This is a genomic window from Nostoc sp. (assembly GCF_041747015.1).
GTDB lineage: Bacteria > Cyanobacteriota > Cyanobacteriia > Cyanobacteriales > Nostocaceae > Nostoc.
On sequence record NZ_JBGTFY010000244.1, the window covers coordinates 33,062 to 57,235 of the forward strand.

The following is a 24,174-nucleotide window of genomic DNA, read 5'->3' on the forward strand; positions in this document are numbered from 1 at the left end:
GGAAGTAATACATCTAAATATCGATAGGGGTACTGTACTTTTTCACAGTTACTCCACAATCTTCTTATCTAAGGCATACAGCTTAAGTAAAGCTTGAGTTAATATAAGTACAAATTTAGGTTAAGGATTTCTTGAGAATTTTTAATGCTAAACTGCTTGCAATTCAGCCTCAATTGTGGAGCTAACCATAAGTATAGAAATAAAGATTCTGCCGATGTAGCCTGGGTTATTGAGGTGAGTAAAGTGGGTTTATAATTAAACTTATCGGCATGAGCAGCAGCAAATTTGGGATATCTAGAATTAACCAGATGGGATAGTAAAGTATTTAATACTACCAAAATATGTTACGGATGTAATAGGCGATCGCACAGACCGAGCGCGAAATAACTTGCCAAACTACTCTCGAATGCAGCGATGAATTCACAGATATTGCTCTGTAAAGCTCTGGAGTATAAAAAAGTGATTGACTTCAATAATTACAAGGCTTTAACTTTTGATTGTTACGGCACCCTAATCGATTGGGAAAACGGCATATTAGGGGCGCTCAAGCCGCTTCTGCTAGCACACAATAGTAATTTGGATAACGAGCAAATTCTAGAACTTTTTGCTAAATTTGAAGCAGAACTGGAGAAAGGAGAATATCTCAAATATCGAGAAGTTTTGAGGAGAGTAGTCCAGAAATTTGGTGAACGATTTGGCTTTGAGCCAACTGCTGACGAATTAAATTCACTTGCAGATTCGATTCAGCATTGGCTGCCTTTCCCCGATACAGTTGAGGCACTTCAAATCCTTAAGCAAAAGTTTAAGCTGGTAATTATCTCAAATGTCGATGATGATCTTTTTGCTTTCTCGGCAAAGCACTTGAAGGTGGAATTTGACCAGATAATTACAGCAGAACAGGCAAAAAGCTACAAACCCTCCTTAAATAACTTCAGACTGGCTATAGAGAGAATCGACTTGCCGTTAGAGCAGATATTACACGTTGCTGCTAGTGTATATCACGACATCGTTACAGCCAAATCTCTAGGACTATCAACAGTCTGGGTAAACCGTCGAGCAGACCAAAAAGCAGTTATTGCCACAGGATTCAGCATTAAGTCAACCTGACTTAGAAGTGCCTGATTTAAAAACTCTCGCTGCTTTGAGTTCACCAAAACAATACTGAGTACCCAGCACTGTTTTGGTGAGAATCTGTTGTTACAAAACGAAACAGGGATTGCAACATAGATTGATTCTGCTTTACCCTGGAAAAACTACTACGCCAGCTTGACGGTACGTTTGTCCTTTTTTTGAGGGCGACGCGCAAGGGACGGGTAACGTTCGTACCAGCTCTCTGCTTCTGGCTCACCAGGATCAGCGCTCTGCCGATAAACTTGTTAAATAAAACACTTTGATAGCCTAAAACGATGAAAGCATCTGCTAATTTCGACTTTGAAGACGAGAAATTCAATGCACCGCCTTCTCTAGTCATCCCCTGGTGTCAGATGATCAATCCTCGGCATGGCACAGATGGCATACAATCCCACGGTTTAGCGATTAAAGTGGATAATGCCAATGCTGTCGGCTTTGTGCCAGATGATAATTGGCAGCAGGTAGAGCATGAATTTAGCTCTGAAGTCGAAACGGTTTTTATTACCACAACTCCACGCTTGGTTATGGTACGTCGGGGGCCATTGTCTGTCAAAGATCGGGAAAGTGGTCTAAAACTGGGTACGCTCAAAGAGAATTATGATGCTTTTTTAGCAGACAAACTTAAATTTAAAACCTTTACTCGCTATCTAATTTTTATAGTGGGAGAGAATAAAAAGTTTTTACATGAATCACCACTACAACTAACTCTTAATGGTGCGGCTGGAGCAAGTTTCAGCAAAACCTACTGCGAATATCAACAAGGCAAAGTAGTTAGTGGATTCGTTGCTGAATTAGAAAAGGCTTATGCTGTCTATCGCAAGCAGCCCTTAGCACCAAAAGGCCCTTTATTCCACGCTCACGGGATTTTTTGCCCCATAATTGAGTGTGAAGAAAGAGGTATTGAACCAAATACAGTTCTGGTAGCTTCAACTGTAGACTACAAACATCCGACGGTAGGGACTTTAACAGAATACCTAATTGCTTCGGATTCTCTTGAGTCTGCAATGATTTGTAAGACTTTTGAAGAATACAAAGATTTTGGCAAGGAACCTGTAAAAGCTGAAACGCCTAAATTGGCAACGGCAGGAGTTTCCAACTCTTATGTTTACGCTGATGAAGATGATTTTGCTTATCCGCCGTACTAGGTGGGAGTGGGGAGCAGGGGAGAAAGGGAGCAGCAGGGGAGAAGGGAATAACTAATGCCCCATGCCCCATGCCCCATGCCCCATGCTCAATACCTATTCTTTGAGCAGCAAATAATATAGTGAACCATTGCCGCCTGTGATGCCAGCGCGATCGCCTGCTAGTTTACCAGACCCGATAAAATAATCCACCCGTCCTGGCCCTTTAATGGCGCTTCCTGTATCTTGGTCAAGCACAAAGCGGCTGACAGTACGCCTCTCTAGTTTGCCACCAGGCGCAGGATAGGGAAATGAGTTGTAAATCAGCGCTAGCGCTCCCGGTGGCATGAGAGACTTATCTGTAGCAATGGAACGCTCTGCTGTTACTGGCACATGAATACTACCTGTAGCTGGTCTACCGCTTGTTTCCTGGAAGAAAACAAATCGTTCCCAGCGTGGCAGATAATTGCTCAACTCCTGCGGCTTTCCTCGGAAATAACTAATCAGACGTGGCATTGTCAATCCTGCCAGTGGCAGTTTGCCATCTTTCGCTAGTTCTTTGCCGATACTAGTCCAAGGGTAATCAGTTCCACCTGCATAGCCAACTGACGTTGTTCGGCCATTAGTTAATTTAATTTGGGCAGAACCTTGAATATGTACCATGTATGCGTCTAGGCGATCGCGGAACCAAAGCAGTTCTAAACCGCGCAACTGGCTCTTATTCCCTTGTAAACCATCCTTCCCTTCCAAATCAATTCGTTTTGGGTGGGGTTTAGTCCATTGAGTGAAATCAGGTGGTAGCCGATAAAGGGGATACTTATATACTGAAGTCCTGACACGGCTAGCAGTGTAAACAGGTTCGTAGTAAGCAGTGAATTTAACAGTACCCTTGCCATCGTTGCCCACGGATTGGTAGAAGACAAACTCACGGTGGACAGCGGCTTGTAGTTGCGCTGCTGACTTAGAACTGACAACCAGTTGGCGGAAACGCAGCAAACTCCTCCAGACGCGCTCAAGGGTGATTTCTCTGACGGGATAATTTTGATATGCTGCGATCGCCTGACTCTTTCTTAGGTAAAGCAGACTGTTATCAATGGAAGCCAACAGTGCGTTGCGATCGCCTGTTTTACCTCTTTGACCCCAAATTTGGTCATCCCAACCCAAACAAGTCTGCCGGATACAATCGGTTCCTATGGCGATTGATTTTAGCGGCAGCGTTGCCTCAGGAGTTATTGGTATTGGCAGGGGTGGGAGATCAGGAGTTGTGGGTACTGGTAAGGGCAGTAAGTTAGGAACCTGAGCAATAGCCGCCCAGAGAGGGTTTACAAGGGCAATTCCCAAACTCAAGGAAAGCAAAGCAAGGGTTTTTCTCATCATTTAGCTGAATCTTTCAACACTGGAACTAAAAATAGGTTCTACCCGGATTGCGATGATCCGAGAAGGGCGTACTACCATATACTCACCCTGAATATTTTTGATCGGCACGCTAATAAAATCATTAGAAGCAGCTTTTGGCACAAGTTCGCCGCTATACCACTTCTGAAACTCTTGAATAGTTGGAAAACGTATTTCTTCCCGGTGGCCGCTTTCCAGTAGGAGGTATACGGCATATTCATTTGCAGTTCTAACCATAAAATTGAATTATTTCAAAAACATTCAACCTATTGTTAACCACGTAACCCCGGAATGAAAAGGGTAAGCATACGGGAGCAGAGGAGCAAGAGGGAATAAATGCCCTATGACTCTTGACTTTAGACGCCTAATCCTTTGAGCAGTTCCTTAAAAAGTGTAAGTTTACATTGGCTCTTGCATAACTCTCCAATTAACCTCTGATAACTCATCGGCATTGTTGAACAAAAGTTATTCAGGAGGCGAGAGTTATGAAACTTTACTATCGTGGTCTGAGCTACGAATACCACCCAAGCAAAGTTGGCAGCAAAAAAACAGAACAGCCATTTCAGCCAACTCCTCAACTTGGGTCAGCTTATAATCTAATGTACCGTGGCGTTACCTATCGTGTTGATCCTAATTTCAAATCGGCGGAAGTTCTTCTAGCACCAGTAGCCTATAAATTGAAGTTTAGGGGAATCACCTACTTTGTAAATAAAACTGCACAAGGAGAAGTTACCATAGTCTCTCAACCAGCAAGTACTTCAAAAGTTGCAGCACTGCCGATTTCTGAGAATAATATGGCTGCAAGCCGATCTGACGTTTAGGGAGTCATGAACTTGTAGTACAATCCTCAAAAAACCTTGCCAAAGCTAGTAGTTGTGCCAAGATGAATTTGAGGACTTAAGGCTTGTGAGACAATGTTAGGACATTTATTAGACGGACGTTACCAAGTCCTCCAGGTCTTAGGTGAAGGTGGATTCGGTCAAACCTACATAGCCCAAGATACCCATCGGCCAGGTTTCCCCAAGTGCGTTGTCAAACACCTTAAGCCTGTCACTCGTAGCCCCGAATTTCTTGAAACTGCTAGACGGCTATTTACCAGTGAAGCAGAAACATTAGAACAGCTGGGCAACCATGACCAAATTCCTCGACTTTTAGCTTATTTTGAAGATAATCAAGAGTTTTTCTTGGTGCAAGAATTCATTGAAGGACATACTCTAAAAGCAGAACTGTTCCCTAATCAACCTTGGACGGAAGACAAAGTAATTCAACTGCTCCAACAGGTGTTGGGTATTCTGCAATTTATTCACAGCCACAACGTTATCCATCGAGATATCAAGCCGGACAATATAATCAGGCGGCAACAAGACGGTAAGTTAGTGCTGATTGACTTTGGCGCAGTTAAACAAGTCCAAACTCAATTGCTTACAGTTGCAGGACACACAGGGGCTACTATTATCATTGGTACCCCAGGATATATGTCTACAGAACAGGGGCAAGGTAAGCCCCGCCCCAACAGCGATATTTATTCCTTGGGCATTATTGGTATCCAATCGCTGACAGGGTTGCATCCTCTAAATTTTGAAGAAGATTCAGATACAGGAGAAATTTATTGGCAACATCAAGCTAACGTCAGTTCTGAGTTAGCATCTATGTTATCTAAGATGGTGTTACACCACTTTAAACAGCGCTATCAGTCTACGGCTGAAATTCTACGGATGCTTGGGCATTTCAATACTAGAGTAGAAGTGCCATCATTTCAACCACCATCTTCTACACAACCGCTTCAAGCTTCACTCTCTCAAGAAAACTCAATTGGGTATCCGCCTGCTTCCATCCTGTCTCAAGAAAATTACAACCGCTTGGAAAAGATTCTCTCGGAATTTGTCGGTATCGTTGCCTCAAGATTACTACGACAAGTTACTGCATCAGCGACCAACTGCGAAGAATTAATTAGTCAATTGGCTCTTCACCTTCGAGGAAATCAACAAATTGATTTTAAGAAAAAAACAACATTCCTACTAGAGAAACCTACTTTATTACAGGAAGTTACTCTTAAGTCTGAAATTAAAACAAATAATTTACCAAGCCAAGAACTTCAAGTAATCAGCGACAGCTTTGTGCATCAGTGCGAGCGGGAGTTAGCTGATTTAATTGGTCCAATAGCTAAGTTTCTAGTCCAAAAAGCTGTTAAGTCTTCTGGGCAAATTTCTCGTGCAGAACTTGTGAAAATTTTAGCATCACAGATTCCCGAACCTCAAAAAGCTTTGCAATTTGAGCAGCGCCTACTCTCTTGAATTTTTTAAATATTGACTGTGTTTCCCTCTCCAAAAATTATGGATTACGAATTACGAATTGTTTAGCTCTGGTTATTCAGCATATCCATAGCTATTTTTAAGCTAGCTTTCATCCGATTAAATGCATCTGCTAATCCACCAATTTCATCATTAGAACTTTCTTCAAAATCAGTGCTCATATCACCAATACTAACTTTTTGGGCTATTTTCTCTATTCTTCTGATGCGCTGAATCACATATTTTTTGATTAAGAAGTTAATTAAGATAACTACGATCGCAAATATAGTAATTAAAAGTCCCATTATCAATGTCCAAGCCCGTTTGGCACTGGCAAAAATATCTTCAGAAGGAACAGAGATGATTTGGGCAGAAACAATCTGATTGAGTTGCCAGCCAAAACCATTTTCTGAGCCATAAGTTGCCAATTGACTTTTAGGAGCCTGATCTGGTGTAGAATGACATCGCAGACATTTTGCCTGTGTAATCTTTAGTGGTTGCGCGATGTAAAATACTTCGCCTTCTGATAAGTTCCGAAAGCCAGTAATTTCTAGAGTCTCGGATTCGTTGCGAAAACGCTCTACAAGTTGAGTTTCAAAATTATCAGCTTTATCCACTAAATTAGTTGGATTAAGTGTTGCGTCTTTATGAAAAAAGTTTTTATATTCAGGCTTTTTACGAAAATTTTCAAAAACCTCTTTAGAGGAAAAAGTTGGTACTATTTCAGGTATGAATGTTGGGTTAGTTTCTACTCTAGGTGCTAATAGGGGATCTATCCGAGTTTGTGTATAATCTCTAACTGCGTTTACCATTTGGATGAGAATCTGCGCTTGAGAAGTTACTTCATTTTGCGCTCTCCCCTGAAGTATACTGGATAAGGCAACGCCACTTCCTAAAATACTGACTATGAAAATTAATATTAAAAGTAAGTTAAATTTAGCACCTATTTTTAAGTTTTTTAACGTAATCTTGTTTAACATAACCTAACCAAGGAAGGTGGTATCTAAGTTTGTCTAATATTTATTATTTATACCTGTTAGAAAACATATCAACAATATTTAAATAAATATTAATTTTTTGCTGTAATATAACTCATTTAAGCAGCATTCAAGCTTATCTAAATTAGTCCTGAAAGCCAAGTTATTTTCTTAACCATAAATAGTAATGTTTTTGCGATTTCCCCGTCGTTTATTTCTATTTCATTTGCTAGGTTTTACATTTGCTAGTTGCCAATCAACACGGAAGTTTGAGGGTGCGTTAACTGTTGGTGTGATCAACTATGGTGGAGGCGAACAGATAATTAACCAATATGCTAAATTTAATAGTTACTTGGGTGAAAAGACAAATGCCTATATTCAGCTAGAACCTGCTTTTAATGAAAATAGAGCAGTTGAGCGCCTTGAGGCTCGTGCTTGGTCATTGGTATTTGCTCCACCGGGAATAGCTGCGATCGCGATCGCCCGCTACCAATATGTTCCTCTGTTTCCTTTAATAGGTATTAGTAATTTACGTTCAATCTTCGTTGTTCGTAAAGACAGTCCCATAACCGAATTGAAACAGCTACAAGGTCAAACAGTGGCTTTAGGACAGTTAGGTTCAGCAACAGGATATTATTTTCCTCTTTACAATCTTTATGGTATAACACTGGCTGACATACTGTTTGCACCTACACCGAAAGCCGCGTTGGAATTGGTGGCTCAAGGAAAAGCGATCGCCTGTGCTGTATCGGAGGCTGAATTGAGTCTCCACGGTTCACAGTTTAGCCCAACCGAATTCCGCATACTATTTAAAGACCCTCACTATGTACCATTAGGTGTAGTCTTGATTGGGCCGAATGTAGAACGTAACCGTCAAGAGTCTATCCGCAAAGTCATGAGTGATTCGCCTTCTGGTTTAGCTCAAGAAGTGGGGTATGTAACCAATGGGCAAGTTCCAGATTATAAATACATGATTTCTGTGGTTGATCGAGTAAACTCGATTAGTTCCAAGCTGCAAAAAAAGCCTATTCAGTTATTTTAAGTCAATTCATGTAGACGCATACTCCTAGGTCGAAGCAAGCTACGCGGAGCGTCTGTCTGCGACACGCTGCGCAAACGTAGAGAAGCGCCTACTCTACGAGTTCTCCAACGGAGTACCCGCAGGGTATTGCCCCTACCTGAAAATAAGGGTTTCGGTTATTGTTTGCGTAAGTCCTAATAAAGTAATAAGCAACAATGTCTGATGAGGTAGCCAGTGCCTCACTCTAAAATCAAACTAAACAAGAATGTCTAATTGGTAGAAAAAAGGCTAAATAAGGGTTATGACCGTAACTACCTATAAATGGACAATTAAACGTTATCACCGAGCAATAGAAGCAGGCATCTTTGACGATCAGCCCATTGAACTATTGCGCGGCGATCTCATTGTTATGCCCCCAGAAAGAGAACCTCACGCTTACTACAATACAGAATCAGCTGATTATCTTCGCACACTGCTCGGTAAACGGGTAAAAATCCGCGATGCTAAACCCATTACCTTACCCAACAATTCCGAACCTGCTCCCGATGTTGCAATTGTCAAACCTTTAGGTGAGGTCTACTTAGAACACCATCCTTACCCAGAAGATATTTTCTGGGTTATTGAATTCTCCAAAGCTACACTGAGCAAAGATTTAGGTGAGAAAAAAGATATCTACGCTGAGGCTGGTATTGTTGAATACTGGGTTGTCAACCTGAAGACTCCGCAGTTAAAAGTATTTCGTGACCCCAAAAATGGGGAATACAAAACCGAACTGACACTGACCACAGGTACTATTTCACCTCTAGCCTTTCCTGATGTATCCGTCCGAGTTGAGCGCTTTATCTTGCTCAAAAAAACAATTTGAATCGTGCTAACTGGTTTTGAATCGTCCCTATCAGGATTGTATTCAATTCTGTGCTGTCTTGGAATTGCAAAATTTGCTGTGTGGGTAAGTCGAAGGAAAATTGCCCTTCCAAGTCTGGGCGTTGCATTTGCGCTAATAGAATCTGTTCAGACCGCTTACTTTGGATAGCATAGCCAATTTCAATACAGACATTCGGACTGGGAATTAGTTGAGGAGTTTCTTTATCATCAATAACAGCAATGGCTGTGGTGTCAGCGATGAATAATAAACTCTTACGAATTTTTCGCATGATTATACGGTTAATTCGTACAGTAGTACCGTTGGGACGAGAGGATTCTACTAATGTTAGGGGAAGGCGCGATCGCAAATTTAAAGTATCTAAACTTTTTCGCAGTTCTTCTCTGAGAATATTAGTAGCTGCGGCATATTCAGTTTGATAGCAGAAAAAAATTGTTGGTTCTAACTGAGCCAACACCGCCTGCTTAGTGAAATAAATTTCATGACTGATTAAATCAATGTTAGCGACGCAATAGCCACCGCTACCTTCAATATAAAACTCAATATTTTCTCCTTCCAGATAGCGCCCAAACCAAGTTGATTTCTTAACTTCGTCCGTTTCTTCCAAAAAATCAGCTCGCAATGCTGACCTCAGCAAGCTTTTTTTGCTTAAGCGAATGTCTGGCGGACGTTTTTCCAGTTCTGGAATCGGCTCGTAATCCTGTAGATACCACGCTCTAAGCGCAATTATTGACATAAGGCGCTATTTCAAATGTTTCTCGCTATTCCACTTCGTATAATCTTACACCCACAGAAGACCTGATCTCGAACTTCTCTTTAAATACAACAAGCCTTATCTAGTTAACTCTTTTGGCTGGAGGCTTCACGGGAATCTCAATCCAGAACTCTGTACCTTTGCCAGGTTCTGAAATGCAGTCCATTATTCCCCCATGTTTTTCGACAATAATCTGATAACTGATTGCTAGTCCCAATCCTGTACCCTTGCCCACAGGTTTGGTAGTGTAAAACGGGTCAAAAATTCGCTTTTTCACCTCTTCAGTCATTCCAGTCCCATTGTCATTAATCCGAATCAACAGACGAGAGTTGTCTACTGAGATTTTAGTGGAAATCTGGATAGTGGGTATTGAGTATGAGTTGTTCTCCTTGTCCCTAGTCCCCATTCTCAGGGCATCTATGGCATTGCTGAGAATATTCATGAATACCTGATTCATTTGACCAGCATAGCATTCCACCGGTGGGATGTTGCCATAGTCTTTAATTACCTGAATGCCTGGAAAATCAGCATTTGCTTTCAGATTATGTTGCAAAATTAATAAGGTGTTGTCAATACCTTCATGTATGTCAACACGCTTGTTTTCAGCCTCATCCAAACGAGAAAAATTGCGTAATGACAGCACTATTGAGCGGATGCGATCGCTTCCTACTTGCATTGAGGTGATAATTTTTGGCAGGTCTTCTACCAAAAATTCAAAATCGCTCACTTTAATCGCGGCGCTAATTTCACTATGGGGATGGGGATAGTGTAGCTGATAGAGACGTAAAATTTCTAGCAGTTGTTCAATGTAGTTGCTGGCGTGGCACAGATTCCCGTAGATAAAGTTAACGGGATTGTTGATTTCGTGGGCGACACCCGCCACCAACTGTCCTAAACCGGACATTTTTTCGGTCTGAACTAATCTTGCCTGTGTTTGTTGGAGTTCATGTAAGGTATGCTCTAACTGCATAGCTTGATTTCTAGCTTCAGTTTCGGCGTGACAGGTTTGTTCGTAGAGTAGTGCTTGTTGAATGGCGATCGCCGCCTGATCTGCTAGCTGTTGCAATAAATCAATTTCTGCATCCTGCCAATTTCTGGGAGTTTCACACTGATGGGCAATTAGTAAACCCCATAGTTCCATACCTATATTAATCGGAACTATTAAGTTTGCTTGCACTTGCAAACTCTGCAAAAACTCTCGATGACAATCACTTAAAATAGCGGTTGAAACGTTGTTAATTGCCTGTATCCTGCTCTGAAAGGATAGAGCGGTATACTCTTCAGGCAAGCATTCTGCTGGTGCATACAATCCTAAAACAGACTGCCAATTGCCATTAATTTCTTCCACAATCACTGAGTTACTCTTCAGTTCAAAAATCAGCACCCGGTCGGAATTGAGTAGGGGACGGACTTCGTGAACGATGGATTGCAGGGTTGTCTGAAAGTCTAATGTGCGGCGAATATCCTCTGTGACTTGCTTGAGGACTTTGGTAAGCAGTAATGATTTTTCGAGTTCAGCAGTTTGCTCTTGCACCTGCAATTCTAGGTTGGCATTGAGGGATTGTACCTGTTTATACATTAACTGCTGCTGAATTGCCATTGAGAAATGCTCACATAAAGCTTGCGCTAATGAGATTTCTTCCGGTTTCCAATAAGCTGCTTGCCCTCTTTTTTGCTCTCGCCAAAGCTCAAAGGAAAGTTGAGGTAACAGTTGTCGCTGATTTTCTTCACATCGTCCCGCCCACAAGATTTCTGTTTTAAATTCAGGGCGAAAAATACTTAATACACCAAGAAATTGTTCACGGAAATGTAAGGGAATCACCATAAGTCCGCGAATTTGAGTGAAACGGAACCCTAAAGCCAAAACTCGCAAACGTGGTTCTTCATAGAGGTTGGCAATTGTCCAAATATTACCAGGGTTACACTCAGCTATCCAATTTTGCCAGATGAGATGCTGTTCGATCACACTATTTTCTAACTCATAAGGGAGTTTTGGCTGATCGCCCGATGTGTAGAGTTCCTGATTCTGTTCAATGTAAAGTCTGCCACCTACTCCACCGAAGCCAGTAATAATTTCTTCTAGCGCTCTTTGCAATTGGATTGTCGGTAGTTTATGCAATAGTGTGGTGACTCGGTTAATAGTAGCTTCTCGCTCTTGCTTGGCGAGGGCTTGGGTGAGTAGATTACTTTGAGCGATCGCGATCGCTACTTCGTCGGTAACTTCCTGCAATACTTTTAATTCCCGCTTTAAAATCTCTCGCGGTTGACTGTAGTGAGCTACTAACAATCCCCATAATTGAGGCTTTGCCGATTGTTCTTGAAGGTCGGAGTGTAAAATTGGTATTACCAACGAAGACTGCACGCCCATTGCCTTTAGGTATTGAATATGACACGGGTCTACTTGCCGATAGTGGATGTTAGTTTCTAGACGTTTGCTAGTTTCTTCTGAATGTAGAGGCGATAACCCAATCTTCTCGTTTGCCACATCCACTATCGAACGTTGCCCTACTAACACAAACATCTCTCTGGCGGCTTCTGGAATATCATCAACTGGGAAGCGCAGCCCCAATAAGGATGGCAGACGTTGCTCATAAATAGACTCAGCAATAACTTCACCACTACCATCAGCATTAAAGCGATACACCTTCACCCGATCTGCACCCAAAAATAAACGCACTTCACTAACAGTAGTGGTTAATATCTCTTGGAGGTCGAGCGATCGCCTGATTTGTTTGATCATCCGTTGCAGTAAACTTTCTTGGTCTAAGCTTTGCTGCAACCCCTTTGGTTTATCAGTAAATGTCATTGCTTATATACACTAAGATTGAAGTATAAAAAAATTTTCTAATTGTCTTTGATGAGAATTTTTAACGGGTCGCGGAAGTCCCCATCTTCTCTGCGAGACGCTACGCGAACAAGGTATTCCTAAGATGGGGATTGTGAACACAACGACCGCGCTCAGTGATCACGGGTGATGAGGATTGCATCTGGAATTGATTTTTACCTTTAATTATTGACACATATTAATCTTATACTCTCAACTCTTAAATCATTGCAGTAATATCACTCAAACTATGTCTTAATAATTGCATTTAATTAAAAATATTCTTTTACCATTTGTCTCCATTAAGTCCCGTTAATTAAGATTTTTTCAAATAAGTAACTAATTATTGGCGACTTTTTTAAAGGTTTTTGACTAGGAGAATATTAAAATCCTCCGTCTAATTACTGATTTTATGTTGAATGTAACTATTTTGATTAAATTACTCGTAAATTACCGTTAAAGACAGTAACTTACGGATTTCTTCACGTACACTTATGAGGATTTTACCGAGATGGTTTTGACCGGTTTTATTATCACCACAACCCCAGAAATAATCGGTTGAAGAATCCTCAACCAAAATTTCATCGCCTGTCGTTAAAAGAACTTCTCTAATATCAGCATGAGTGAGAAACTTTTTGAGTACAGCTTCTCGCATGATTTGAGTTTTAACCAAATCCCAGTCTCGACGGAGTTGACGAGTGCTACATCTTCCCAAAGCAGCAGCTTCTTCTGGAGTGGCTGCTGCATGGATAAGAGGTATGATTACTGCATCTATGCTACCTACAAACTTTTGCGCTTGATAATAATGCTCAACCGTTGGCCAGTAAGTACCCTGGATATAGATTTCGTGGAGAGAAAAGTTAGAAAAACAGCCATAAGGCTGCCAAGCCTTATAAAAGTAGATGGTCATTTGAAAATTGCTCTTTTATATATCAATTTCGTGTTAACCTTTGATTTGTAAGATGCTGTTGCAGTCTTTAAATAAGACAAAACAAAGCCATAAAAATATTAATTAAGCAGTTTGATAGTGTGGCGAGATTTTATGGTAACAGTTTGCCCCCAAATTCAAAACCTCAAAGTTTTGGATAACCATTGAAATTACACTTGTAACTACATGGACGCTTTTGCTACCCTCTCACCTGAATGGACTAATAAGGCAATCCATGCCTATGAGTTTTGTTGTCCTAGCTGCGGCTCAAGTAGCCTAGAATCGGAAAAAGTTTGGCTCAATCGGCGATCGCCTGTGCTTACAGAAGACCATCGTCGTAAATGGCAGGAGTTTTATCATTGCCACTGTGGTTATGTGTGGTGGGCTTGGAGTAGCGATCGCTCCCCAAATAATATATCTAATCAGCCAGATTATAATCCTACATAGCTAATTTTTTCACACGAATTGTAGATTTATTAATCTCCCTCTCCTTAGTCTTACGGTGTACACACATCTTTCTAAAAACCAAAATTGTCGTATATCCCCGATAAATTAGGGGACTTTGAGAGCTTTTTGCCCCCTTTTTTAAGGGGGGGGTTGGGGGGATCAAAAGCCTGTGTATACACCGTAACTCCTTAGTCAGGAGAGGGTTAAAGTCAGGTTTGAAAGCAATACGCTTGGGTTAAGAGAATAGTAGGTTGGGTTGAGCGATAGTGAAACCCAACAAAGTCTCGATAATGTTGGGTTTCGTTCCTCAAACGCCAGTTGCTACAACGGGGGGAACCTCCGCAACCCACTGGCTCCCCAACCTACACCAGCTTTAGTTTTTAGCCTTAACTGAACTGTATTGGGTTTGAAAGAGCTTTCTAAGCGAGATGCTCCTCCGGGTTTCCTTCAAATAAAAACTTTTAAATTGAAAAATCTAAACAAAAGCCCACCTCAAGGTGGGCTTTTGTTTGTCTAATTCTGAACTTTGTTTCCCATCACCAATTTTAGAAGGTGAAGGTAGTACGAAGAGTACCTACATAGATGGTATCATTGGCATCGTTGTGCTCTGGATTAAAGATTACCAACACGCCAGGGGTAATTTGAATATTATCGGAAACCTTGAACTTGTAGAGACCCTCTAAGTGATAAGAGGTATCGTCGTCTAAGTTAACATTGTTGGCGACATCTTTGATGCTACCACCAGTAACTTTGGGTGGTTGACCAAAAATAACACCTAAGACGTTACCTTCTCCACCAAAGTCTTTCAAAGCAAGTGAGCCAGCCCAATACCAAATCTCTGCGTCTGTACCAACGTTGCTGCCACTTACAGAATCAGCAGTTGTGTAGCCTCCCCAACCACTAAGAACCAGTGTAGGACTAAATTGGAAGCTAGCCTGTACACCGTAATTGTTGGATTCTGTACGAGCACCAGCTCCAAAGGGGTTGTTGGCAAAACTACTACCTGTACTTTGGAAGAGGTTGTTGGCAGTATTACCACCAGTATTAGCTTGATAGGTGCGGGCGTAGGTTACACCAATATTTAAGGCTTGGTTGAGTTTGAAAGATAATTGACCAAATATGGCGTTATCACCATTCAATAACCCGCTATTAACAGCAGGGTCGTTAGCAGTTCTAGCTAGATAAGCAGCACTCAAGGTAAGTGGACCATTAGGATTCAAGGTAACAGTCGCACCAGCACCACCTTGACCTTGACGATAAATAGGGCTGAAACGCCCATAGCGTGAGAGCGCACCTCTACCAGAGCTAGAAAAATCACCGTTGAAGTTGGTGACATTTTCGTATAATTCAGCACCAGTAGCATCAACTTTTACGCGTACTGCGTCAGTAAAATTGAAACCATAGTTGATTTTATCAATGCTAACGCTGTTGTTGGTGTTACCGTCAAAGCCCAACCGGGTCATGTTAGTACCAGTACCAAAAGCTGGTACAGCACCGACTGCACCACTACCAACATTGGAAATGATATTGCCAGCATTTAGACGGACTTCCAACAGGTCTGTACCGGCGAAACTGCTGAACAATTTCAAACGAACGCGGTCATCAAAAACGGTATTGCTGTCTAAATCGGGGTTATTGTTAGGGTCAAGATCCGTATCAGATCTTTGTTCACCAAAAGGCTGAGACACGTTGAAAATCGCTTCCCCAACCAGCTTGGTGGTAGTAGAGAATTGATTAGCTTCCAACTCCGAGGTGCGGGCTTCTAGTCCATCCACACGACCGCGTAGGGTTGCTAGTTCAGCAGAAAACTCTTCTTGTAAGCGCTGTAAAGTAGCCAAGTCTTGTTTGCTTACCATATCAGCTGTTGCTGTAGCAATCAGTTCGTTAACCCGGTCTAAACAGGCATTCAAACCTGCGGCAAATTCATAACGGGTCAAAGCACGATTACCACGATAGGTACTGTTGGGATAACCCGCAATACAGCCGTAGCGCTCAACTAGGGATTGTAAAGCTTGGAATGCCCAATCTGTGGGTTGCACATCCGAAAACTGAGAAACTGATGTTACCTGACCGATGTTGTTAGACTCTTGAGCTTCAGATAATTGGGCAACACTTGTTCCCTGTTCGTTGACTTCAGCAGCTAAGGCGCTATTTACAACGAAAAATGTAGAAGCTACAACAATCGGACTGACCTTAAGAAGATTCCAGAATTGTTTTGTCATGTTTTTTCTTTCACTCACACCTAATTAATCCAAGTTATGGTAAAACGCTAATAAACATTTTACTTTCGGGGATTCTACACACAATCACAGGGATGATTGTACATCATATTCTGCGATTAACACAAGTTAGATCAGTATGCTGCTGAACTATAATTTTCAATTATTTTATTTGGTAACCGCAAAATAATACGGCGTTTGTGACGCAAAACTATGCCTTCTTCTTCAAGCTGCTGTAGGAGCCGTGTAACTGTTACTCGCGTGGTATTTAACACTTCAGCAATATCCTGATGAGTGACATTTAGATCAATCAGCTTACCCTTATCTACATCACGTCCAAATTTTTCACTTAACCATACCAAAAACTGCCATAAACGTAGTGACGTTGGTTTACGATGCACTATGCTCAATAGATCCTCCGCCTGTTGAATGTGAGACAACAAGGCATTGAAATCTTGATGCCACAGATGAGGCGGCACAATGCTCACTTCCACACCTGTCAGGCATTCAATCTGGTATGGCTTGACTCTAGACAAAGGATAGCCAATCAAATCCCCTAGTCCCCAATAACCAAGAGTGATGAATGTTCCATCTTCACTCCACGTTAATGTACGAACTGCACCGTGTTCAATACGCCAAATTACATCATTCCGAGGTGGAATTACTTCCCGACGGCTAAATAAATGTTGGGGTAATTGTCCTCTTAAAGCAGAGCTATTTGACACGGCAGAAGAGTTTGAAGTAGGAGTTGTGGAATACATCATTAACCGTAACCACATAATTATCAGGGAATCTAACTATTGAAATTATTAAAAAATTATACTAATTTATATCAAAGGTTACTTTGTTTATATATTTGAGATTCTAATTGTTTCGAGATTAACATATAGATAGCAACTAACTCAAAGTCTTTCGATAGTAACAACTTTTAGCTTGAAGCATCTAGTTAGTAATATCATGTACACTCAAAGACTTATCATTAAGACCGCAAGGGGCAAAAAGGAAAAGATTGACGGTTTTTGCACAGATTCTCCAAATTATAATTAATTAAGCAGACTTGATATAAAATAGAAAGGAATTTTTTAGTTGTTTGCTTTTTACTTTAATTGTGCAAGTTTAAGAATAGGTAAGCTTTTAGTAAAATATTCAATTAACTTATTTTTAATTATTTCGTATTTTCTTAAACTAGTACAGCATACGTAAATAAACCACCCATTCCAAGTTAATACTTCTCTACGAGAGACTGCACTTCTCTGCGTTCGCGCAGCGTGTCGCAGACAGACGCTACGCGTAGCAAGATCCCTCGCGTAGCGTCTCGACAGGAGAAGGGTAGGGCGCTGCTCAATGAGCACGCCAACGGCAAGTGGCACAGTGAACTTGCTGAACTGCTCAGTAACTATAAAACGCTTGCGGTATAAGAATTTTGTTAGCGTAGCATTAGCGAGTTAAACGCTCCTACTTTGCGATCGAGCGTTATTCCGAATTTTTGCGATTCGTCTTTCACCCTTGATGCCCATTGATAAGTCTACCGCCTACCAAATTTGCGGCAGAGTAGTTCAGCCTGCATTTCCTGGTTCTACCTGTAGACAAGATTTTCAATATTTTTAGCCTAATGGCAAGCCTGAGTCGTCACCCTTTATTTATAGAGCCAGTAGTTTTAGCTTGTAGACTAATCTAAATCGTCAATTAAGAGCGTTGACCGGTGACAATATATGCTACCCTTTGACCGATATTAGTAGCATGATCTGCCATGCGTTCCAGACAACGAATCGCCAGTGCCAGCAGTATAATTGGCTCAACTACGCCTGGCACATCCCGTTGTTGAGCTAAAGTTTGATAAACGCGATCGTAAGCATCGTCTACAGTATCATCCAGGCGCTTTAAACCTAGCCCACCAACTTCATCGAAATCGGCCAAAGCCACCAAGCTAGTTGCTAACATTGCCTGCGCGTGACGGGACATAATTTCAATATCTGGTAAAGACCGATGAGGCGCATAAGGAAAGATTTTAATTGCAATTTCAGCTAAATCCTCAGCATAATCGCCAATGCGCTCTAAGTCTCGCACCAACTGCATAAAAGCACTCAAGCAGCGTAAATCTTGAACCGTAGGTGCTTGCAGCGTCATAATCGCCGTACAGTCTAATTCTATTTGTCTATAAAAGCGATCAATCTTTTTATCTAATCGGGGAAGTTCCTCAGCTGCTGTTAGGTTACGAGCAAATAACGCTTGGTGGCTAAGGCGAAATGATTGCTCTACCAAAGCTCCCATGCGTAATACATCCCGTTCTAAGCGCCTAATGGCGCGCGCTAGTTGGGGTCTTTGAGGATTTGGACTATCATAAACAGCTTTCACACTTGTTGTCTCAAAGGTGAAGATCTTTTTAACTATAGTCTTCGCTTAGGGAGTTTGCCATAACTTCAGGAAATTGAATTTGCATCCAAGCCCCACCGGTTTCTGGATGATTCATCGCTTTGATTGAACCACCGTGGGCGAGAATAATTTGCTGAACGATCGCTAAACCTAAACCATTGCCAACGATCGCCCCGATGGAATTACTATCTTGGGGGGAATGTGTTCGCGCTTTATCTCCCCGATAAAATCGCTCAAAAATGTGGGGTAAATCTGCCTCAGAAAACCCGAGTCCAGAATCAATAAGATTTATTTCCAGAACTGGAGGAGCATTGCCTCCATTATTGGGTGAGAGGATTTTTGCCTGGACGTGAATGCTTGTACCAGAAGGACTGTACTTAATACTGTTGTCTAGCAAGTTGAGAAAAACCTGATAAATGCGGGCTGGATCTGCCTTAATCCAAAGATTTTCTGGGCCAGAATAAGCAAGAGACAGATTTTGTCGCTGTGCTAGGGGTTCTAGTGTTTCCCAAACAGATGCAATTAGCGATCGCACTTCCACTGCTTTGACTTGTAATTGAATGCTGGGGTTTGCTTCCATTTGGGTAAGTTCTAACCAGCTTTGCACCAAGCTAATCAGCCGATCAACTTCCTGCATTAGGCGGTTAACCCAGCGATTTAAAGGTGGCTCCAAACGGTTTTGTAAAGTTTCCACAACCAAGCGAATCGAAGTTAGTGGTGTTCTAAGTTCGTGCGCTAGATCAGAAAAAGAGCGATCGCGTGCTTGATTTATATCTAATAGGGGTTGACGATTCTCTAAAAATACTCCTACTTGTCCATTAGGTAGAGGCAAGCTAGATGCTCGTAAAGTTAAAGATTTTATTGTAGATATTTCTTCTGCATTTTTATACGAGGGGTGAAATATCCACTCTCGCATCTGTGATTTTTGCCAATCACGAGTTTGTTCAATTAAATGGTCGAGTTCGTAAGACCGTACCAACTCTATTAACAAGCGCACCTGTCCTGGTTGCCACCTTTGCAGATACAAAATTTCTTGCGCCTGTTGATTGCACCACAGGAGTTGATTTTCCTCATCCACCTGCAAATATCCCACTGGTGCAAAATCCAGTAGGTCTTGGTAAGTTTGTAACGACTGCTGCAAATCTTGCTGCTTTTGCTTCACCATTGCTATTTCCTGCCGCAACCCAGGAGTCATCAGCAGTCCCATCTTGTAAGAATGTGAGGTTAACGGTCGGAGTATGCGCCCCAAGTAGCGGTTAAGTTGAACCTGTTGCCAAACCCAAAACCCAATGCCTACCGCTAAACCCAGAAAAAATCCCAATAAAAGCATTTGAGTTGTTAGTTTCTTGGTGATTATTAAAAACTAACAGGACTATCTAAACTAATTACCCAAATCTATAACCAAAACCTCGTACAGTCACAATATATTCAGGATGACTAGGGTCTTGCTCTAATTTTTCACGCAACCAACGGATGTGAACGTCTACGGTTTTACTATCCCCAACGAAATCTGGGCCCCAAACCTGATCCAGTAATTGCTCTCGTGACCATACCCGACGGGCATAACTCATAAATAGTTCTAGCAGGCGGAACTCTTTGGGAGAAAGATTTACCTCTTGATTACGAACCAACACACGACACTCTTGGGGATTCAAAGTGACATCCTTAAATTTTAATACCGGTAGTTGTGGTAAATTACTTAGGCGTTGGCGGCGGAGTAAAGCGCGACAGCGAGCCACTAACTCGCGCATACTGAAGGGTTTTGTTAGATAGTCATCTGCTCCCACCTCTAACCCCAGAACGCGGTCAGTTTCACTACCCTTAGCACTGAGCATTAAAATTGGTACTGGGTTTCCTTGATGACGTAGCAAACGGCAAATATCTAGGCCATTGATCTGAGGCAGCATCAAATCAAGAATGATCAGATCAAAGGGAGGTTCCCCTGAATTGGTTTCAAAACTTTTGAGATACTCTACAGCAGACCGCCCATCGGGGGCAGCTACCACCCCATAGCCTTCCTCTTCCAGGGCTACAGCTAGCATTTCCTGAATTAGTTCTTCATCTTCTACTACTAGAATACGGCTGGTTTGTCCAATGTCCGTTCTAGCAGAATACTTGGTCGATTCACTGGTATACATTAATATCACGGAACTCTAGCCTGTGCTTGTATCAATCAGGATGACTAATCTATTATCTATCTTTACTGCAACCGCGCTTTTACTAGGGCTAATTCTTTTATATTCCTTTACAAAAAGTAACATATACCACATCGCTATTTTATATTGCTGTAGCTGCAAGCTGCTAATATAGCGATTCTCAGTTGAGTGAGGTACAAGAACCCCACCCCCAACACCCTCCCCGCAAGCGATGAGGGGGGCTATGATATACCTCATGTGATCTGGAAACGCTACAATGGTTTTTATTCAGTTTTATTTGGTTTCTTTAAGTCTGAGGGAGGTTGTAGTTTCTTCTTCCTCTTCTTTGTTCCATTAGCCTGTGTTTGATTAAATGCTTGATTAGAATTTTGCTCTTGACTAGACATAATATTAAATTTTGAAGTTTACGACAATTTTATCTACATTACTAGTGTTGCCGATTACAGAAATATATTATAAAAAATTGAAGTCGCGGCTAAAAACCTTGAATTTCCGTAGTCCAGGCGACGTACTTAGTTTGTGTAGCTGACGGGCTAAAGCCTACGGCTATTGCTGCAAGATATGAGTAAGAATGTCTGCGGCATAAATCTAGAGCAATAACTACCTAAAACAGTACGATTGTTCTACTATAAACTAATTAAAGATAGTATTATTAAGGACTGTTTCACAAGAAACTCCCTCTCAGCCGCCCAATATGTCAGACCAACAGCTAGCAGCATCCCCGAAGTTCCATTCAGAGGAAATCGACGCTCAGACTTCTCTTTTGAACGGGCATCCTCAACATCCTAGCCAGAATACCATTCGGATTCGGGGTGCTAGGCAGCATAATCTGAAAAATATTGACTTGGAATTGCCACGCGATCGCCTAATTGTATTCACTGGCGTTTCTGGTTCTGGTAAGTCTTCCTTGGCCTTTGATACCATTTTCGCTGAAGGGCAACGTCGCTACGTGGAATCCCTCAGCGCCTACGCCCGGCAATTTTTAGGACAACTGGATAAGCCGGATGTGGAGGCGATTGAAGGCTTAAGCCCGGCAATTTCTATTGACCAAAAATCAACTTCTCATAACCCCCGTTCTACTGTGGGTACGGTGACGGAGATTTACGACTATTTGCGGCTGTTGTTTGGTCGGGCTGGTGAACCCCATTGCCCGATATGCGATCGCTGTATTGCACCCCAGACGATTGATGAGATGTGCGATCGGATCATTGAATTAAGCGATCGCACTCGCTTCCAAATTCTTGCACCTGTTGTTCGAGGGAAAAAAGGCACACACCGTAAGCTTTTGTCAAGTCTGGCATCCCAAGGTTTTGTGCGCGTGCGGATCAATGGCGAAGTCCGCGAACTGTCAGATTCGATTGAATTGGACAAAAATTTTACCCACACCATCGAAGTGGTAATTGACCGCTTGGTGAAAAAAGATGGTATCCAGGAGCGTTTGGTTGATTCCCTGTCTACGTGTCTTAAACAATCGGGTGGGATTGCGACCATTCTTGTGAGTCTACTTGATGACGACGGACAAGAAAAAGAAGAAGAATTAGTATTTTCGGAAAATTTTGCTTGTCCAGAACATGGCGCGGTAATGGACGAACTATCGCCGCGATTGTTTTCCTTTAACTCACCTTATGGTGCTTGTCCCCACTGTCATGGAATTGGAACTTTAAGAAGATTTGCGCCAGATTTGATTATACCTGACCCAGAAGCGCCAGTTTACGCTGCGATCGCGCCTTGGTCAGAAAAAGATAATTCTTATTATTTGGAACTACTATATAGCATCGGGCAAGGCTATGGGTTTGAATTACAGACAACTTGGAGCAAGCTGACAGTAGAACAGCAGCAGATTGTTCTGTATGGAGAGAAAGACGAACGAATCGCAGAGGCACAGAGGAAGCAGACTTTTAAAGGTGCTATTCCAATTTTGCAAAGACAATATGAGGGTGGTTCTGAGCTAGTTAAGCAAAAATTAGAGCAGTATTTAATTGATCAACCCTGTGAAGTTTGTCAGGGAAAACGGTTAAAACCGGAAGCTTTGGCGGTCAAGTTAGGTCAATATGGAATTTTAGAATTGACTGGGGTATCAATTCGGGATTGTCGGGAGAGAATTGAGCAATTCAAGTTGAGCGATCGCCAGTTACAAATTGCTGATTTAGTACTCCGAGAAATCAAGGCCAGATTGCAATTTTTGTTGGATGTGGGTTTAGATTATCTCACCCTTGATCGTCCAGCCATGACTCTTTCCGGTGGTGAAGCCCAACGAATTCGTCTAGCAACCCAAATTGGTTCTGGTTTAACAGGAGTTCTCTACGTTTTAGATGAACCGAGTATTGGTTTACATCAACGAGATAATGGACGGTTGCTGAAAACTTTAACTAAATTGCGCGATTTGGGTAATACATTAATTGTTGTTGAGCATGATGAAGAAACAATTCGTGCAGCTAACTACATAGTTGATATTGGCCCTGGTGCAGGAATTCACGGTGGAAATATTGTCGCCCAAGGTGATTTTCAGGCGTTATTAGCAGCAGAAGATTCCTTGACCGGTGCGTATTTATCGGGAAGGCGAGTAATTACCACACCAGCTGAACGGCGACAGGGAAATGGACGTAGCTTGGGAATTAAAAATGCCCATCGCAACAATTTAAGAAATATAGATGTAGACATTCCACTAGGTAAACTCGTCGCCATAACTGGTGTGTCTGGTTCTGGCAAATCTACCCTGATCAACGAATTACTTTACCCATCTCTGCAACACCATTTAACGAAAAAAGTTCCCTTACCCAGACATTTGGAGAAAATTCAGGGATTAAACGCGATTGATAAAGCGATCGTTATCGATCAATCTCCCATTGGACGCACACCACGTTCTAACCCTGCAACTTACACAGGAATTTTCGATGCCATTCGAGATGTATTTTCGCAAACGTTAGAAGCCAAAACTAGGGGCTACAAACCTGGACAATTTTCTTTCAACGTTAAAGGTGGACGTTGCGAAGCTTGTAGTGGACAGGGTGTGAATGTTATTGAAATGAACTTTCTTCCAGATGTGTACGTGCAGTGCGAAATTTGTAAAGGTGCAAGATATAACCGCGAAACTTTGCAAGTGAAGTACAAAGATAAGTCGATTTCTGATGTTTTGAGAATGACAGTTGAGGAAAGTTTGGACTTTTTCCAGAATATTCCGAAAGCGATCGCCCGGTTACAAACTTTATTTGATGTCGGGTTGGGTTATGTCCAACTAGGACAACCTGCAACTACCTTATCTGGTGGTGAAGCGCAACGGGTAAAATTAGCAACAGAACTATCTCGACGCGCCACAGGTAAGACACTTTATTTAATAGATGAACCGACAACAGGGTTATCTTTTTACGATGTTCACAAATTGTTAGATGTGTTGCAAAGATTGGTAGATAAAGGCAATTCAATTTTAGTAATTGAACATAACTTAGATGTAATTCGTTGTTCTGACTGGGTAATAGATTTGGGGCCAGAAGGCGGCGATAAAGGAGGAGAATTGATTGCTGTGGGTACACCGGAGGAAGTTGCAACGAATCCCAGGTCATATACTGGGCAATACTTACAGCAGGTGTTGCAACAGTATCCGGCGGTGAAGAAGTAGTAAGATGCTTTCGTGAAAGAAAGGCCAAGTTGCAGTAA

At 41.9% G+C, this 24,174-nt stretch carries 19 protein-coding genes; 8 read left to right on the forward strand and 11 right to left on the reverse strand.

Annotated elements, in window-relative coordinates; all coding sequences use genetic code 11:
• The first annotated feature begins 459 nt into the window (after positions 1 to 459).
• Both ACEW80_RS19970 and ACEW80_RS19975 read left to right on the forward strand, forming a co-directional pair.
• A complete protein-coding gene (locus tag ACEW80_RS19970) occupies positions 460 to 1,107 on the forward strand; it encodes a haloacid dehalogenase type II (protein ID WP_373528259.1) in 648 nt (215 codons plus the stop codon).
• Positions 1,108 to 1,406: 299 nt separating this feature from the next.
• On the forward strand, positions 1,407 to 2,276 hold the full coding sequence (locus tag ACEW80_RS19975) for a DUF5895 domain-containing protein (protein ID WP_373528260.1): 870 nt from the start codon (positions 1,407 to 1,409) through the stop codon (positions 2,274 to 2,276).
• A 93-nt stretch (positions 2,277 to 2,369) separates the two neighbouring features.
• Here ACEW80_RS19975 and ACEW80_RS19980 read toward each other — a convergent pair whose 3' ends face one another.
• Complete coding sequence (locus ACEW80_RS19980) at positions 2,370 to 3,626, reverse strand: murein transglycosylase A (RefSeq protein ID WP_373528310.1); 1,257 nt, start codon at positions 3,624 to 3,626, stop codon at positions 2,370 to 2,372.
• A gap of 3 nt (positions 3,627 to 3,629) precedes the next feature.
• Positions 3,630 to 3,884: a hypothetical protein gene (locus ACEW80_RS19985; RefSeq protein WP_373528261.1), complete on the reverse strand. Its 255-nt coding sequence runs from the start codon at positions 3,882 to 3,884 to the stop codon at positions 3,630 to 3,632.
• A gap of 248 nt (positions 3,885 to 4,132) precedes the next feature.
• Between ACEW80_RS19985 and ACEW80_RS19990 the strand changes: the two genes are divergently transcribed.
• On the forward strand, positions 4,133 to 4,468 hold the full coding sequence (locus ACEW80_RS19990) for a DUF4278 domain-containing protein (protein WP_373528262.1): 336 nt from the start codon (positions 4,133 to 4,135) through the stop codon (positions 4,466 to 4,468).
• Between the two features lie 93 nt (positions 4,469 to 4,561).
• A complete protein-coding gene (locus ACEW80_RS19995; RefSeq protein ID WP_373528263.1) occupies positions 4,562 to 5,941 on the forward strand; it encodes a protein kinase in 1,380 nt (459 codons plus the stop codon).
• Positions 5,942 to 6,003: 62 nt separating this feature from the next.
• Here the strand turns inward: ACEW80_RS19995 and ACEW80_RS20000 are convergent, their stop codons facing one another.
• A complete protein-coding gene (locus ACEW80_RS20000; RefSeq protein WP_373528264.1) occupies positions 6,004 to 6,918 on the reverse strand; it encodes a DUF3365 domain-containing protein in 915 nt (304 codons plus the stop codon).
• Positions 6,919 to 7,102: 184 nt separating this feature from the next.
• On the opposite strand from ACEW80_RS20000, the gene ACEW80_RS20005 reads away from it, so the two are divergent.
• A complete protein-coding gene (locus tag ACEW80_RS20005; RefSeq protein ID WP_373528265.1) occupies positions 7,103 to 7,957 on the forward strand; it encodes a phosphate/phosphite/phosphonate ABC transporter substrate-binding protein in 855 nt (284 codons plus the stop codon).
• A gap of 280 nt (positions 7,958 to 8,237) precedes the next feature.
• Entirely contained in the window at positions 8,238 to 8,801 is a 564-nt protein-coding gene (locus ACEW80_RS20010; RefSeq protein WP_373528266.1) for a Uma2 family endonuclease, read from the forward strand.
• Here ACEW80_RS20010 and ACEW80_RS20015 read toward each other — a convergent pair.
• The 3 genes from ACEW80_RS20015 to ACEW80_RS20025 form a co-directional block, all read right to left on the reverse strand.
• Positions 8,785 to 9,555: a hypothetical protein gene (locus ACEW80_RS20015; protein ID WP_373528267.1), complete on the reverse strand. Its 771-nt coding sequence runs from the start codon at positions 9,553 to 9,555 to the stop codon at positions 8,785 to 8,787. The genes ACEW80_RS20010 and ACEW80_RS20015 overlap by 17 nt on opposite strands.
• A gap of 100 nt (positions 9,556 to 9,655) precedes the next feature.
• Positions 9,656 to 12,379 carry a GAF domain-containing protein gene (locus ACEW80_RS20020; RefSeq protein WP_373528268.1) on the reverse strand — a complete coding sequence of 908 codons (2,724 nt, stop codon included), beginning with the start codon at positions 12,377 to 12,379 and terminating at the stop codon, positions 9,656 to 9,658.
• Between the two features lie 457 nt (positions 12,380 to 12,836).
• Positions 12,837 to 13,307 carry an NADAR family protein gene (locus ACEW80_RS20025; RefSeq protein ID WP_373528269.1) on the reverse strand — a complete coding sequence of 157 codons (471 nt, stop codon included), beginning with the start codon at positions 13,305 to 13,307 and terminating at the stop codon, positions 12,837 to 12,839.
• Positions 13,308 to 13,511: 204 nt separating this feature from the next.
• Between ACEW80_RS20025 and ACEW80_RS20030 the strand changes: the two genes are divergently transcribed.
• A complete protein-coding gene (locus ACEW80_RS20030; protein WP_373528270.1) occupies positions 13,512 to 13,772 on the forward strand; it encodes a hypothetical protein in 261 nt (86 codons plus the stop codon).
• A 545-nt stretch (positions 13,773 to 14,317) separates the two neighbouring features.
• Here ACEW80_RS20030 and ACEW80_RS20035 read toward each other — a convergent pair.
• The 5 genes from ACEW80_RS20035 to ACEW80_RS20055 form a co-directional block, all read right to left on the reverse strand.
• A complete protein-coding gene (locus tag ACEW80_RS20035; RefSeq protein WP_373528271.1) occupies positions 14,318 to 15,994 on the reverse strand; it encodes an iron uptake porin in 1,677 nt (558 codons plus the stop codon).
• 131 nt (positions 15,995 to 16,125) lie between these two features.
• Positions 16,126 to 16,755: a Crp/Fnr family transcriptional regulator gene (locus ACEW80_RS20040; protein ID WP_373528272.1), complete on the reverse strand. Its 630-nt coding sequence runs from the start codon at positions 16,753 to 16,755 to the stop codon at positions 16,126 to 16,128.
• Positions 16,756 to 17,677: 922 nt separating this feature from the next.
• Positions 17,678 to 18,346 carry a phosphate signaling complex protein PhoU gene (gene phoU / locus ACEW80_RS20045; RefSeq protein ID WP_373528273.1) on the reverse strand — a complete coding sequence of 223 codons (669 nt, stop codon included), beginning with the start codon at positions 18,344 to 18,346 and terminating at the stop codon, positions 17,678 to 17,680.
• 28 nt (positions 18,347 to 18,374) lie between these two features.
• Positions 18,375 to 19,694 carry a sensor histidine kinase gene (locus ACEW80_RS20050; protein WP_373528274.1) on the reverse strand — a complete coding sequence of 440 codons (1,320 nt, stop codon included), beginning with the start codon at positions 19,692 to 19,694 and terminating at the stop codon, positions 18,375 to 18,377.
• A 55-nt stretch (positions 19,695 to 19,749) separates the two neighbouring features.
• A complete protein-coding gene (locus ACEW80_RS20055) occupies positions 19,750 to 20,502 on the reverse strand; it encodes a winged helix-turn-helix domain-containing protein (RefSeq protein ID WP_373528275.1) in 753 nt (250 codons plus the stop codon).
• 712 nt (positions 20,503 to 21,214) lie between these two features.
• Here ACEW80_RS20055 and uvrA point away from each other — a divergent pair.
• On the forward strand, positions 21,215 to 24,136 hold the full coding sequence (uvrA, locus tag ACEW80_RS20060) for an excinuclease ABC subunit UvrA (RefSeq protein ID WP_373528276.1): 2,922 nt from the start codon (positions 21,215 to 21,217) through the stop codon (positions 24,134 to 24,136).
• Positions 24,137 to 24,174: the final 38 nt, after the last annotated feature.

Coding starts and splice junctions, on each gene's coding strand:
- ACEW80_RS19975 (WP_373528260.1), top strand. CDS start 1,407: ATGAAAGCATCTGCTAATTTCGACTTTGAAGACGAGAAATTCAATGCA.
- ACEW80_RS19980 (WP_373528310.1), bottom strand. CDS start 3,626: ATGAGAAAAACCCTTGCTTTGCTTTCCTTGAGTTTGGGAATTGCCCTT.
- ACEW80_RS19985 (WP_373528261.1), bottom strand. CDS start 3,884: ATGGTTAGAACTGCAAATGAATATGCCGTATACCTCCTACTGGAAAGC.
- ACEW80_RS19990 (WP_373528262.1), top strand. CDS start 4,133: ATGAAACTTTACTATCGTGGTCTGAGCTACGAATACCACCCAAGCAAA.
- ACEW80_RS19995 (WP_373528263.1), top strand. CDS start 4,562: ATGTTAGGACATTTATTAGACGGACGTTACCAAGTCCTCCAGGTCTTA.
- ACEW80_RS20000 (WP_373528264.1), bottom strand. CDS start 6,918: ATGTTAAACAAGATTACGTTAAAAAACTTAAAAATAGGTGCTAAATTT.
- ACEW80_RS20005 (WP_373528265.1), top strand. CDS start 7,103: ATGTTTTTGCGATTTCCCCGTCGTTTATTTCTATTTCATTTGCTAGGT.
- ACEW80_RS20010 (WP_373528266.1), top strand. CDS start 8,238: ATGACCGTAACTACCTATAAATGGACAATTAAACGTTATCACCGAGCA.
- ACEW80_RS20015 (WP_373528267.1), bottom strand. CDS start 9,555: ATGTCAATAATTGCGCTTAGAGCGTGGTATCTACAGGATTACGAGCCG.
- ACEW80_RS20020 (WP_373528268.1), bottom strand. CDS start 12,379: ATGACATTTACTGATAAACCAAAGGGGTTGCAGCAAAGCTTAGACCAA.
- ACEW80_RS20025 (WP_373528269.1), bottom strand. CDS start 13,307: ATGACCATCTACTTTTATAAGGCTTGGCAGCCTTATGGCTGTTTTTCT.
- ACEW80_RS20030 (WP_373528270.1), top strand. CDS start 13,512: ATGGACGCTTTTGCTACCCTCTCACCTGAATGGACTAATAAGGCAATC.
- ACEW80_RS20035 (WP_373528271.1), bottom strand. CDS start 15,994: ATGACAAAACAATTCTGGAATCTTCTTAAGGTCAGTCCGATTGTTGTA.
- ACEW80_RS20040 (WP_373528272.1), bottom strand. CDS start 16,755: ATGATGTATTCCACAACTCCTACTTCAAACTCTTCTGCCGTGTCAAAT.
- ACEW80_RS20050 (WP_373528274.1), bottom strand. CDS start 19,694: ATGCTTTTATTGGGATTTTTTCTGGGTTTAGCGGTAGGCATTGGGTTT.
- ACEW80_RS20055 (WP_373528275.1), bottom strand. CDS start 20,502: ATGTATACCAGTGAATCGACCAAGTATTCTGCTAGAACGGACATTGGA.
- uvrA (WP_373528276.1), top strand. CDS start 21,215: ATGTCAGACCAACAGCTAGCAGCATCCCCGAAGTTCCATTCAGAGGAA.